Source organism: Arthrobacter sp. P1_B3 (assembly GCF_056406615.1).
The window spans coordinates 1-12,600 of record NZ_JBFTZV010000046.1 but is presented as its reverse complement, the minus strand read 5'-3'; the positions used below and the strand labels follow the sequence as shown (position 1 = coordinate 12,600).

Annotated in this window: 13 protein-coding genes and 2 pseudogenes; 8 read left to right on the top strand and 7 right to left on the bottom strand. The window is 64.2% G+C overall.

All coding sequences use genetic code 11. The annotated features are described in order from the left end of the window. The first annotated feature begins 237 nt into the window (after positions 1-237). The 7 genes from AC1D2F_RS23325 to AC1D2F_RS23295 all read left to right on the top strand — a co-directional run bounded on the left by AC1D2F_RS23325 (position 238) and on the right by AC1D2F_RS23295 (position 6,194). Complete coding sequence (locus tag AC1D2F_RS23325; RefSeq protein ID WP_364744541.1) at positions 238-633, top strand: ArsR/SmtB family transcription factor; 396 nt, start codon at positions 238-240, stop codon at positions 631-633. Then, complete coding sequence (locus AC1D2F_RS23320) at positions 630-2,369, top strand: SulP family inorganic anion transporter (RefSeq protein WP_476967855.1); 1,740 nt, start codon at positions 630-632, stop codon at positions 2,367-2,369. The genes AC1D2F_RS23325 and AC1D2F_RS23320 overlap by 4 nt, the downstream gene beginning before the upstream one ends. A gap of 17 nt (positions 2,370-2,386) precedes the next feature. After that, entirely contained in the window at positions 2,387-2,653 is a 267-nt protein-coding gene (locus AC1D2F_RS23315; RefSeq protein WP_364744536.1) for a hypothetical protein, read from the top strand. Then, positions 2,650-3,348: an SAM-dependent methyltransferase gene (locus AC1D2F_RS23310; protein WP_364744533.1), complete on the top strand. Its 699-nt coding sequence runs from the start codon at positions 2,650-2,652 to the stop codon at positions 3,346-3,348. Before AC1D2F_RS23315 ends, AC1D2F_RS23310 begins: the two co-directional genes overlap by 4 nt. 57 nt (positions 3,349-3,405) lie before the next feature. Next, positions 3,406-3,660: a hypothetical protein gene (locus tag AC1D2F_RS23305; protein ID WP_364744530.1), complete on the top strand. Its 255-nt coding sequence runs from the start codon at positions 3,406-3,408 to the stop codon at positions 3,658-3,660. A 110-nt stretch (positions 3,661-3,770) separates the two neighbouring features. Then, positions 3,771-4,769, top strand: coding sequence for a beta-ketoacyl-ACP synthase III (locus AC1D2F_RS23300; RefSeq protein WP_364744527.1), 999 nt, complete (start codon positions 3,771-3,773; stop codon positions 4,767-4,769). Positions 4,770-5,957: 1,188 nt separating this feature from the next. Next, positions 5,958-6,194 carry a hypothetical protein gene (locus AC1D2F_RS23295; RefSeq protein ID WP_229993626.1) on the top strand — a complete coding sequence of 79 codons (237 nt, stop codon included), beginning with the start codon at positions 5,958-5,960 and terminating at the stop codon, positions 6,192-6,194. Between the two features lie 37 nt (positions 6,195-6,231). On the opposite strand, the pseudogene AC1D2F_RS23290 reads toward AC1D2F_RS23295, so the two are convergent. The 7 genes and pseudogenes from AC1D2F_RS23290 to AC1D2F_RS23260 all read right to left on the bottom strand — a co-directional run. Then, positions 6,232-6,333: pseudogene (locus AC1D2F_RS23290) on the bottom strand (DUF4193 family protein); the annotation flags it as partial. 186 nt (positions 6,334-6,519) lie between these two features. Then, positions 6,520-6,888 (bottom strand): PDDEXK nuclease domain-containing protein, encoded by a 369-nt coding sequence (locus AC1D2F_RS23285; RefSeq protein ID WP_229993625.1) that lies wholly within the window; start codon positions 6,886-6,888, stop codon positions 6,520-6,522. A gap of 302 nt (positions 6,889-7,190) precedes the next feature. After that, a complete protein-coding gene (locus AC1D2F_RS23280) occupies positions 7,191-9,176 on the bottom strand; it encodes an FAD-binding monooxygenase (RefSeq protein ID WP_229993624.1) in 1,986 nt (661 codons plus the stop codon). Between the two features lie 362 nt (positions 9,177-9,538). Further along, complete coding sequence (locus AC1D2F_RS23275) at positions 9,539-10,912, bottom strand: pyridoxal phosphate-dependent decarboxylase family protein (protein ID WP_229993623.1); 1,374 nt, start codon at positions 10,910-10,912, stop codon at positions 9,539-9,541. 17 nt (positions 10,913-10,929) lie between these two features. Next, complete coding sequence (locus AC1D2F_RS23270) at positions 10,930-11,460, bottom strand: MarR family winged helix-turn-helix transcriptional regulator (RefSeq protein ID WP_229993622.1); 531 nt, start codon at positions 11,458-11,460, stop codon at positions 10,930-10,932. Next, on the bottom strand, positions 11,457-11,744 hold the full coding sequence (locus AC1D2F_RS23265) for a hypothetical protein (RefSeq protein ID WP_229993621.1): 288 nt from the start codon (positions 11,742-11,744) through the stop codon (positions 11,457-11,459). The genes AC1D2F_RS23270 and AC1D2F_RS23265 overlap by 4 nt, the downstream gene beginning before the upstream one ends. Positions 11,745-11,793: 49 nt before the next feature. Further along, a complete protein-coding gene (locus tag AC1D2F_RS23260) occupies positions 11,794-11,991 on the bottom strand; it encodes a hypothetical protein (RefSeq protein WP_229993620.1) in 198 nt (65 codons plus the stop codon). A gap of 374 nt (positions 11,992-12,365) precedes the next feature. Here AC1D2F_RS23260 and AC1D2F_RS23255 point away from each other — a divergent pair. Next, a pseudogene (locus AC1D2F_RS23255) lies at positions 12,366-12,521 on the top strand (transposase); the annotation flags it as partial. Positions 12,522-12,600 lie beyond the last annotated feature (79 nt).

Sequence of the window (12,600 nt, the reverse complement as noted above, 5' to 3'; positions counted from 1 at the left end):
CTGTCCTCCGGCTGGCCGTGGCGGCCGGAGGGGTCTTTGTCGGGAAGGGCATTATGGTGCTCCCTTTCCCGGCCGGGCAAGGGTACCTGCGGATGCCCTGGTCCGGCGTGAGTATCCGTCCGGTCCGCGCAAGCCGGGGCCCCGGCAGGGGCAGACTGGCCCATCCCCTGTTATATTGGATGATAGAAGTATGAAATAGTCAAGCAGAGGTTCGTAGTGAGAGGCCGGGAGGCAGGCATGGACGAGTTTTCGGATTTCCGGGCACCGTTATATGAAGTGAAGGCCAATCTTTTCAAGGGTCTTGCGCATCCCGTGCGGATCAGGGTGCTGGAGATGCTCTCCGCGGCGCCCGAGGTATCGGTAACTGACATGCTCGCCGCAACAGGTCTGGAGGCCTCGCATCTGTCCCAGCATCTGTCCGTGCTGCGCCGTTACCACCTGGTGAAGGGCGAACGCAGGGCCCTGCAGATGTTCTATTCCCTGGCGTACCCGCAGGTCGCTGACCTGCTGTCCGTGGCACGTCTACTGCTCAACGACATGCTGCACACCACCCGCGAGCAGCTCGAACATTCCGAGGCCACGTCTCCGGCCGCTGCGTCCCCGCTGGCTGCGGCCGACGGCAGCTCACGATGAAGGCCCTGACCGCGGCCCGGGCGCTTCTGCCCGGCCCGAGGGACTATACGGATCTGCCCCGCACCTGGAAAGGGGACCTCATCGCCGGGGTCACCGTGGGTATCGTCGCCCTCCCGCTGGCGCTGGCCTTCGGGGTCAGCTCCGGCGCCGGAGCGGCCAGCGGACTGATTACCGCCGTGATCGCCGGCATCGTCGCCGCCGTTTTCGGTGGTTCCAACATCCAGGTTTCCGGCCCGACCGGAGCGATGGTCGTCGTCCTGGGTCCCGTCATCGCCACGCAGGGCATCGGTGCCCTGGCCGCGGTTGCCGTCCTGGCAGGGGTCATCGTGGTCGCCGCCGGTGTGCTCAAGCTCGGCCGGGTCGTGACCCTGCTGCCCTGGCCGGTGATCGAGGGGTTCACCCTCGGGATTGCCATGATCATCTTCCTCCAGCAGGTCCCCGCCGCCTTCGGCGTCAAAGCCGGACCGAGCAGCAACGCCGCCGTCTCTGCCGTCCAGGGACTCACGACGGCGTCCCCCGCCACCCTCCTTGCCCCGCTGGCACTGGTGGCACTTGTCGCCGTCATCATGATCGCCGCACCCCGGATCCACGCGCAGATCCCCGGTTCTCTCATCGCCATCATCATCGCCAGCATCGCCGCCCAGGTGCTGGACCTGCCGGTGGCCCGGATCGGCACCCTGCCCGACACCCTGCCGGCCCCGGTTATCCCCGCCCTGGACTGGGGCACCGTGGCTGCCCTTGCCGGGCCGGCCGCGACCATCGCGGCCCTCGCGGCGATCGAGTCGCTGCTCTCTGCCCGGGTTGCCGCGTCGATCTCCGACACCGGCCCCTACGACGCCGACCGTGAACTCCTGGGCCAAGGCCTGGCCTCCGTCGCATCCGGGTTCTTCGGCGGCATGCCCGCCACCGGGGCCATCGCCCGCACCGCGGTGAACATCCGCTCCGGCGGCAGGACCCGGCTCGCGGCCATCACCCATGCCGTTGTCCTGCTGGCCGTGGTCTACCTCGCCACCGGCCCGGTCTCACGTATCCCGCTCGCCGCCCTCGCCGGGGTACTGATGGTCACCGCCACCCGCATGGTCTCCCCCACCACGCTGCGCAGCGTGATCGGATCGACCCGTTCCGACGCCGTCGTGTTCTTCGTCACCGCGCTGATCACCGTGTCCTTCGACCTCATCGAGGCAGTGGCGATCGGCGTCGCCGTCGCGTCCTTCTTCGCCCTGCGCACCCTGGTCAAGTCCAGCGGCGTCCACCGGGAAGAGATCCCCGGCCCGGTCCAGGACGGGGACGAACACATCGCCGTGTTCCGCCTCGACGGGGCCCTGTTCTTCGCCGCCGCCGAACGCGTCCTGGACCGGGTCAGCGCTATCCGCAACGTCGACGTCGTCATCATCCGCATGTCACAGCTCCAGGTCCTGGACGCAACAGGGGCCAGGGTCATCACCGACATCGTCAACGCCCTCGAACGCCGCGGCATCACCGTACTGATCAAAGGAATCCAGGACCGCCACCTGGCCCTGGTCACCAAGGTCGGCGTCCTGGAATCCCTGCGCCACCACAAACACCTCTTCGCGGAATTGCCCCCGGCCGTGGAACACGCCCGCAGCCACGTCGCCCGCGCCAGGGCCGCCCGCATCGCAGAACTTCCCGCACTCGACAAAGCACCCGACGCCGGCCAGGACCCCGACCGTGGCCCGGTCGCGGCAGCCACTCCCGGCCGCACCACGGTCCGCTGAATGATCAGGAGCATCCTTTGCCGCCAACAGCACCCCTGGAATCCCGGACCGAACCGGACCGCCTGCCGCGATACCTCCTGGGTTTCGGACTGGGGGCCCTTCTGCTGTTCGACCTCCCGGCACTCTTCGCGGGGCCTACGAACCCGGTCTGGCTGGCCGCGGCGGTACTGACCGCCCCGACCGTCGGCATCCGCGCCGGGATCGACGGGTTCCGACGGCGCAACAACTCACCGGGCCGGCCCACAGGGGCAACAGCGCTGCACCCGGGCAGGAGCTCGCCATGAGCGTGGGCGACATGGCACTTCCGGCGTGGAAGTACTCCAGGCCCGGAGGGACCGGGTACCCCGCGGACGCGGAAGCCTGGAACCGCTGGTACACCGAGAACGACCTCAGCTGGGCGCCGGCAAGCTCCTCGGTCCGCGCCATCCTGAACGGGCTTGCCCCCGGACGGGCCCTGGATCTGGGGGCCGGCGACGGCCGCAACGCCGTGTGGCTCGCCGGACGCGGCTGGCACGTGACAGCGATGGACTTTTCCGCCGCAGCCCTGGATATCGGGCGCGGACGCGCCTTCGCCGAAGGCGTCACGGACCTGATCACCCGGTCCGTCGCCGACGTCACCACCTGCGCCCCGGTACGCGGAAGCCTGGACCTTGTTCTGGCCGCCTTCCTCCATCTGCCCGGCCCCGATCTCGATCGCGTCATCGCCCGCAACGCCCCGGGCCTAACCCCCGGCGGGCTGTTCCTGTACATCGGCCACGACCCGGCCGACCCGCGGGAAGGCACCGCCGGAACACGTGACCCGTCCGTGCTGCACCACAGCGCGCGGGTTGCCGCCTGGGCCAGAGCGTCCGGGCTGGAGGTCGAATCAGCAGAAATCCGGTCACGGCCCGTCCCCGGGGCCCGCCGGCCCGCGTTGGACTGCGTGGTCCTGGCCCGCAGCCCGGCCGCGCCGGCACAGTCCCCGCCTACGGCATCGTAAACGCCCAACCCGCACCCACCACCAGGAGAGCAAGAAAACACTGGGGACAAGGAAGCAATGGACTACCACCTGAAAAGTATCGAGGCCGCCGCGGCCCGGGGCGGCTACCTACCAGCGCACGGTCATGCCGTCCCCGCACCCGACTGCACCAAACCGGCTTTGTCCGAACACCACGGTTCCGGAACGGAGGCATCCGGCCTGGTTTTGGCCTTGTGCCGGGCCATGGCCGCCCAAGTGCCGCCCGCCGATGCGGCGGCGGCGGCGGGCATGAGCCTTTCTGAACTTTTCAACACACTGCGGGAACACCCCTGACGGACAGCCCGCTCCCGGAACCTGCACCACCCATCCCCGTACTGCCCGCACTCTGCATTGCCCCGCCTCATAAGTCCCGCCCGACCGGTCCCGATATTCAGGAGCAAAACATGACAGCACCGACCGTGCCCGCACCAAAACCCTCAACAGGCCGGGGCTCCCGGATCGCAGGGGTCGGCTCGTACCAGCCCGCCAGGATCCTGGATAACGAGGAACTGAGCCAGATCGTGGATACCACCGATGAATGGATCCGCAGCAGGGTCGGGATCCAGGAACGCCGCATCGCCGATACCGAATCCGTCGCGGACATGGCCACCCAGGCCGGGCGGGACGCCCTTCAACATGCCGGGATCGAAGCCGCGGATCTGGACCTGGTCGTCGTTGCTACCGTGACCGCACTGGACCGCTCCCCGAGCACCGCCGGGCGGGTCTCGGCCGCGCTGGGTGCCCGGAACCCTGCCGTGTTCGACCTTAACGCCGCCTGCTCGGGGTTCACGCACGCCCTTGCCGTCGCTGACCAGGCCATCCGTTCCGGGGCCGCCAACACCGCCCTGGTCATCGGGGCCGAGAAGCTCAGTGACTTCACGGACTGGGCCGACAGGACCACCTGCGTACTCGTCGGTGACGGTGCCGGCGCCCTCGTGCTCACCGCCTCACCAACTCCGGGGATCGGACCAGTCCACTGGGGATCAGTCCCCGAACTGTCCCACGCGGTCAGGATCGAAGAACCCAAACTCCGTTTCCAGCAGGAAGGCATGTCCGTGTTCCGGTGGGCCATCAGCGAGGCCGCCACGCTGGCCCGGAAAACCTGCGAGATCGCCGGCATCCGGCCGGACGAGCTCGCAGGGTTCGTCCCGCACCAGGCCAACCTGCGCATCATCGAGCCCCTTGCCGATCAACTCGGAATCTCCCGCGAGATCACCGCACGTGACGTCGTCACCTCGGGGAACACGTCCTCGGCCAGTATCCCGATCGCCCTTGCCAAGCTGGTGCGTAGCGGACAGCTTCCGCCCGACAGCCCCGTTCTGCTGTTCGGTTTCGGCGGCGGATTCTCCTACGCCGGGCAGGTAGTCCGCACCCCGGCCACCGGCACCGTGTCCGGAGCCTGAAGCACCTGGCGCCTCGGGCACGGCCGATCGGCCGTTCCCGAACAGGCCGACAACCACGACCTCACACCGCGTCAAAGACAAGGGAAACACCCATGCCACTGCTGGATGAACTTCAGGACACCACGCAAGGCGCTTACGGGTCTGGGCGCCCCAACGACCTGATCGACGGTGACCACGGCGTGACCGGAAGGAACAGGAACGGCCGGGACTGAACGAAGCCGGGCGGTTGTCCGGGCCGGCACAATCTGGTCGTCACCAACCTCGCGGTTTGCCCGGTCCCTGCCCGATGCTCGATGCTCGGTGCCCGGGAGATCATTAGGGTCATGGCGACAGTTTCCGACGAGTTCCGGCGCCCGACAGGGATGACCATGAAGATTTGATCCCCAAGCCGCAGCAGGTCATGCAGTTCCAAGCGCTCCCGGCCATGAAGGAGTAAGCAGCAACACCGCTGTCCACGTCAAGAGAAGGAGCCGCCAAACCAGCCGCCACCAACAAAAATGGGCCCCGCAGGGGCCCATAAAGGAGATTTGTACACATTCAGCGGCCCACAAGCCTCCGAACAGGGAAAACACGTGCCCGAGGTGGGACTCGAACTGCATTCCAGCCCCCGCAACCACAGGGCTCCCGCGGAAACATGCGGAATCCGGGCCGGACCGGCACCAGTACGACCCAGTCCGAGACCCAAAGTGTGTACTTTGTACACACCTTAATTTTGATCGCCGGCCCGGCCCCGGTTTATCCGCTTAGTTCCGCCTGAGTCCGACCGCTTCCTGTGCGAGCCTGGTGATCTTGATCTCGGCGCTTCGGTGAGCGCGCGGCTGCCGTTGGAAGCTGTAAACGACGGAATTCGCATGTTTGGGGACAGAACAAATTCCCCGGTGAGGATCGTCATCGAACCCTAGGCGCCGCTTAAACTGCCGCGGGGCAGCTCCAGCCGGGCACGGCACTGCTACAGCCGACTTTTCGGGCTTTGTATTGCGGCTGGCCCGCTGATCATCCAGACTGGCTACAGATCCGCAGGAGATTGCTTCGGCCGATCCAGCCCGCCAAGTACTCCGGCCGGCCCCGCCCCATCAGAGAATGCCGGGCAACCCCTCTGGAACCACCGCTTCCCGCTCTCCGGCTGTGCCCGGTCCCGGAAGCCCGTGCCCGCTGAGAGCCCCGGCACTTCCCGCAGCGAAAGAGACCATGATGATCAAGCGCCACTCGGATGTCGTCCTGGAAGTCACTGCCCACGACCCGGACACCGTCGAGAACGACCTGAACGCCGCCGTGGAGATCGCACGTGAACACGCCATGAAGGAATGCCGACACGGCATCCTCGTTACCCAGCACGGTTACACCAGCTACACCGTCGTCGTAAGCCGCGATGTCCCCTACGGGCAGACACACGAACGGCGCGAAGAGCCCGCGACTCACGGATAGAGACGGATTCGGGTCCGGCATCTGGAGCGGGGTCGTCCTAGCCTTCGCAGTCGATGCAGTATGAGGGGCCGTTCATTTCGCGCGCGAGCTGGGACCGGTGCCGGCCCAGGAAACAGGAGTAGCAGGTGAACTCGTCCTCGCCACTGTCGTCATTCTCTTTCTGGCGTTTCTTGTCTGACGGGAATGCAAGGTATGCCGGGGGCCCGGTGTTTCTGTGCGGCGGGGACTGGCAGGCCTCGCCGGGGCCCGACAACTGGTCCCGGTCCCGGTCCCGGTCTTGGCCGGCAACGTGGGGAAACGCGCCCCAGCGCTGTCCCGGGAGTCCTTATTGGTCTTGCGCCTCCGGGGTCTCGGGTTCGGCCCATTCCAGCGCTGCGACGATGTGTCCTTCGTTGGGCAGTGCCTGTTGTTCGGCCGGGGGGAGGTTGTCGTAGGTGTAGGCGGCGACAGCCATGGGTGAGGTGGAGCGTCCCAGGCTGTACCGGACGCTGCGGTCGTTCTTGGTGCCGCAGATGAGGATCCCGATGGTTTCGTTATGGTGCTGGCGCCGGAGCACGTCGTCCACGAGCGCGACGTAGAAGTTGAGCTTGCCGGCATACTCGGGCTGGAACTTGCCGGTCTTGAGCTCAACGACGACGTAGCCCGTTGGCCGCACTAAGCCGGCACGGAGTGCCGGCTCGCCGGCAGCGGTCACCGATACCCGCTCGCATAAGTTGCTTGAGGCGGCGGGGCGACTGACTGTATAGACGGGCGGTACACCATTGGCATTTGCGCTATCCGGTGAGAGGTCGCCAGAGCGGTGGAAGCGGGGGATTGAACTGTGGTGCAGATTTGCGGATAAGGCCTGAAAGCTTTGTCAGGCGCCGGGATTCCCGGAGTGCTGGCGGTTGTGCCGGTCGTGGTTCCGGCAACCAGACAGCGGTCCGCCTCGCTCATGCCCTGGCGTCGTGTGTGCGGATGCGTGGTCTGAGACGGTGACATCAAGGCTCCATTGTTTTAGTTGTTCATCATGGCTGAGGGTGTGGTGGTTGAGTGAGCGGTGGGCCCGCCAGACAGCGCGGAGGATGGAAGCTCCTCCGGCCGCCGTGGCTGCAAGAGGGGTGCAAAGAACGCGGCGAGCTCGGCCGTTGCCGTGAGCGGCAAGACGTTGGCCACGTACTGGTCAGGACGAACGACTACCACGACGCCGCCGCGGTCGAGACCGCGCAGGTCGAAGATGTCCGCCGTCGGGTCTGTAGCGTAGACCTTTTCGTAATCCGTGAGCTGCAAGGGGCCGACTCGGGGTTTGAACGCCGCGGGTACGGCGCCGAAGTCGATGGCGGTATGGTCCTGCTGGTAGATCACGTTCACGTCGAACCAGGCATCGGGGTCGGCGCCCTCCGGGGTGGCGGCGAGCGGTGATTCCGGTGAGTTTGCGATCCAGTCGGCGAATTGTTCTGTAGGCGACGCGGTTCCGGCTTGCGGGGTTTGGGGCGTGGCCGGGTCGGCGAAGACGTAGATCCGCCACCGGCCATCCGCTTTCGCTTGGTGGCCGAGCTGCACCGGGTTGGCGTCGCAGACCCGTACAACGGGCGCGGACTTGAAGCGTTTGCCGACGGTGAAGCCGGTTGCCAGGTGCTGGTGTTCAGGGGCGGCCACCACCATGGACGGCGCGTACTCGGTCATGAACCCGGCCGGGAACTCGGCGGTGCGGACGTAGAAGTCCTCCAGCTCCGAGGGGTCTTCGAACTCCTCCGGCCTCTTGGCCATGAGGGTGGACCACTCTTTGTCGAAGTCGATGAGGTTCTTTGCCACCACCTGCCGCTCTGCGGAGTAGGTGGACAGCAGGCTTTCCGGGCTGCGGCCCTCGAGGACGTGTCCGAGCTTCCAGGCCAGGTTGAAGCCGTCCTGCATGGAGACGTTCATGCCCTGGCCGGCCTTGGCGCTGTGCGTGTGGCATGCGTCGCCGGTGATGAACACACGCGGTGTGCGGGTGCCGCGCTGCTCCGGCAGGACGTCGTCGAACCGRTCCGTGAGCCGGTGGCCCACCTCGTACACGCTGTGCCACGCGATGTTGCGGACGTCGAGGGTGTAGGGGTGGAGGATCTCGTTCGCCTTGTGGATGATTTCCTCGATGGTGGTGTTGCGCACGGCGCCCTTGTTGTTGGGGTCCACCTCACCGAGGTCAACGTACATCCTGAAGAGGTGGCCGCCTTCGCGAGGGATCAGCAGGATGCTGCCGCCGGAGCCGGACTGGATTGCGCACTTGAGGCGGATGTCCGGGAAATCGGTATTGGCGAGCACGTCCATAACGCCCCAGGCATGGTTGGCCTGATCCCCGGCGAGGGTGCAGCCGATCGACTCGCGCACCTTGCTGCGCGCGCCGTCCGCACCGACAACGTATTTGGCCCGGACAACGCGCTCCTGCCCCTCATTGGGGCCGGAGGTGTGGAGAAGGGTCACGGTGACGGGGTACTCCCCCTCGTCCGCGACGCTCAGGGAACGGAACTCAAAGCCATAGTCGGGTGACATGCGTGTGGGCGAGTCGGCCATGAACTCGGCAAAGTAGTCCAGTACACGGGCTTGGTTAACGACAAGGTGCGGGAACTCGCTGATTTCGGCGGGGTCATCCGGGGTGCGGGCAGTGCGGATGATGCGGGAGGGGTCCGCGGGGTCCGGCTTCCAGAACGCCGTCTCGGTGATCCGGTACGCCTCGGCGATGATCCTCTCGGCAAAGCCGAAGGCTTGAAAGGTCTCGACTGTGCGGGTCTGGATTCCGTCGGCCTGACCAATGGCGAGCCTCCCGGGGCGACGCTCCACGATGCGCGTGGCGACACCGGGGAACTGGGACAATTGCGCGGCCGCGAGCATGCCGGCAGGCCCGGTGCCGACAACCAACACATCGACCTCCTCCGGGAGCTCAGCCGGCCTGTTAATGCCGACTCCTGCTGCCGGCTGGACCCGCGGGTTCCCGGATACGTAACCGTGATGGTGAAACTGCACCGATTCCTCACTTCGTTGTAAGCGGTTAGCGTCGAAGTTCCTCAGAACTAGACGCTTGGTATCTGAAATTTTGACTATCCGCACTTGCCAAGGCGGTACGGACTCCAGGGATCCATCCCAAGTTACTGCTACTGTTGCGTGGCTTCACCGGGACAGGCCCGAACAGAAAAACGTCGGGCGGCGGGCATGGAGCCCGCGAACCTCGGAACGAACCTCCTGGGGATGCCCCGGGTTCAACGCCTGTGGTCGATCGCGGTACCCGTCCAGTTGCCGATGAACCAGCTGAAAGTTCGGGGTGTGCGTGGGGAAATCAGGGGCTATCCGGATTCAAGGCCCCCTGCGAAACAATATTGGCCGCCCCTTTAGTCTGTCCGTGAGGGCTGTTGCTCCATCGATGCAATGAGGCGGTAGCTGAATTCTTGGGCCACTTGGAGATGCTCGGGTTTCATGGTGCAGGATCTCAGGACAGTGGTGTAGTCACTATCAACTACGATCGAAGGATGGTTCCGCGCAAGCCACTTGCTGTCGACCCGATACAGTGCCAAGTGCCAGCCGTCCCGGGCCATGTCCGCAAACGCATCCTCTGTTGCCGCAGATATCTGGCTGCTCGTAGGACGTCGAGGGAAGGCACAAACGATGTCAAGTTCAGGTTCGACCACTAGCTCGGCGCCGTCGGCGGCTCTGATGATTTCAGCTACTTGCAGTGCGGCCCTTCGGCCGTCGGCGATATTCGATCCCATTCCGTCGCGTGACAACCCGAGAGCTTCAACCGTGGCCCAAAAAGCCGCCGCCGACGCCCCCGCTCTCGAGCACTCCAGACTGATCTCCCCAAGATGGAGGTCAGAAGATGTGAAGTAGGTGTAGGGGGAACTGTGCGAATAGAGCTTGCCGACAGATGGGTCAGCGAAGAGAACAGATCCGCATCCGTACGGTTGAAGTCCGTGCTTGTGCGGATCTACGACGATTGAATCCGCCCGGCGAACGGCTAGGAAGGGGGCAGGATCAACCAGCGGTTCCGGACCAGTTGCCAGGAGGGTGTGAAATCCTCCGTAAGCTGCATCGATATGTAGCCGGGCGCCGAATTCGGCTGCCAGGTCGGCGGCCTCATGGACTTGGTCCAGTGCACCAAGACCGGTCGTGCCCAGAGTCACGACAACGGTGCCGACCCCGCCTCGCGCCAGCCTAATCCTTAGATCCGCCATCGAAAGACGGCCCCGGTCGTCTTCCGGAATGGTCTCATGCGGGGTTCCGAGCAACCGGCACATGCGCTCGTGGGTGTAGTGGGCGTTGGTTCCGGACAGTATGACCTTACCTGGATGCAATTCCCTGGCAACCCAGAGCGCCTCAAGGTTAGCGATGGTGCCGGACGATGTCAGATGGCCCAGATGTTCCTCAAAACCGAACATCACTGCGAGTTTGGCCACGACTTCCTTTTCAAGAACCGCGGTGGCCGGGCCCCCGTCCAGAGCATGATTATTCGGATTGATCAATGCTGTGAGGGCCTGTGCAACCCAAGCCACGGGGTGCGGCGGTTTCAGGAGTTGTCCGATATATTTCGCATCCCCGTACGGATACATGTTGGCCAGTCGTTCAACCAGGGAAGACAGGGCGGCTGAGCCTGATGAGTCAATGCTTGGTCCTCCGGCCCACAAAGTGGCGTACGCCTCCAAGTCTTTGGCGCGCTGCCTTAGTTCGGCGATCACGTCGTCGTCCAACCGGACGTCTTGAGCCCTCATTAGTATCTCCTATCGTTCTAGCTGGTCCGGGGAGTCGGGTGGTGCAGCAACAGCTTGCGCAGCAGTTCGGCCAGGATCGAGGCTTCGGTTTCGGTGAGTCCCGCGGCCCAGGCCTGCTCGCGCTGGTTGTTGATCTGGCAGAGATCGGCCACCATTTGCTCGCCTTCGTCCGAAAGCTCCACTATGGTCTTGCGCTTGTCTTCTGGATCCGGCGCTCGGGTAACGAGCCCGGACTTCTGCAATGTGTTGAGCAGGCTGGACATGGAGGCCGTGGAAACGCTGGACAGCCGGGCGAGCTCGTTTGGGTTCACCTGTCCTACCGACCTGATGGTGAACAGCAGGCGGTAGCCGGCGAAGCTGATGCCCATGGGACGGTGCACCGAGACTTCCATGTCTGTGGTCATCCGGTTTGCGGCGCGGATGAGATTAAAGCACAACGCCATGGCGGGAGAATCGACGTCCGGGTACAGCTCGATGGCAGCGGTACGGGCCAATGATTCGTATTCGGAGGACCCGATGCGCTGTATCTTCTGGGTATTAGTGGTCATTCCGTCTCCAGAGTCTTTTTCGCGACGGTGACGCCGAACACGCGTATCTGCGCCAGATGCTGTTTCTTGCTCGCCGATGCTGATGTCAACGATGTTGTTGTGGCCCAATAGGATGTCACTGGGAGTACGTTCAGCACGCTGCCCTGAACGTCCCAGCCCATGGTGACCTGTCCCTCTTCGCCCTCGACTACGACAGCCAAGTTCTTGTAGGACTCGTCGAACGGGTACCGGCATCGGAAGCACTCCTCGACAGTGGCGAATTCCTCTGCGGCTGCAGCAATCACATTTTCTCCAAGAGTAACCAAGCGATGGTGGCTGAATTTAGCTAGAAGTCTAGCCTATTTTTTCGAACCGCGCCAGCTCGAACTGAAGCGCGGCGCGCCCGCATTGGTATTTTTTTCCTGCACCATCCGCTTGACCAGCTGTTATCAGGCGGGTAAGACGCGGCTCATTAGAAGTTGTACTCGCCCACTTGCCACATATTTCGAGCACGGTCTTGTTCGCGCACTCCACCTGTGGCTTGTTGTCCATTGGAGTTTGTTAGCTATCTAGCGATTCTTTTCCAGGCATATATTGAGATCGGTACGTTTGCGAGAAAGGCATGCGGCGCCTACCAAACGACTCAATCTGCAGTGGAGAGCAGCCTGATCGGACCACGTATCGCAAACGATGCTTCGTTTACGGAGATCGCTGACACCGTTCACTGACGCGACTTGCCGATGTTGGCCAGATCCAGGCCAAGTATCTTGTGGATGGTCGTTTGCGATAGATGCAGTCGCTGCGTTCACTAGTGAGTTGTCGGAATCCGACAAAGACTGAGAAGAGACACAATCTGGGCCGCCACGGAGTTCTCGGACAGTGGCCCCCTTAAAATCGGGGGACTACTGAAATGAGGAATGTGCAGAATGCCTGCATCACGTCGCCGGTTCAGCCAGGAGTTCAAGGACCAGCTGTGCGAGGAAGTCGTCTCGACTTCGAAAACGATCAAGTCCGTCGCCGACTCGTACGGGGTCGGTGCCGAGACGCTGCGTAACTGGCTGAAGAAGTACCGGCAGGAACACGACACGACGGCGGTGCCGAGACGCTGCGTAACTGGCTGAAGAAGTACCGGCAGGAACACGACACGACGGGCACCGAGGT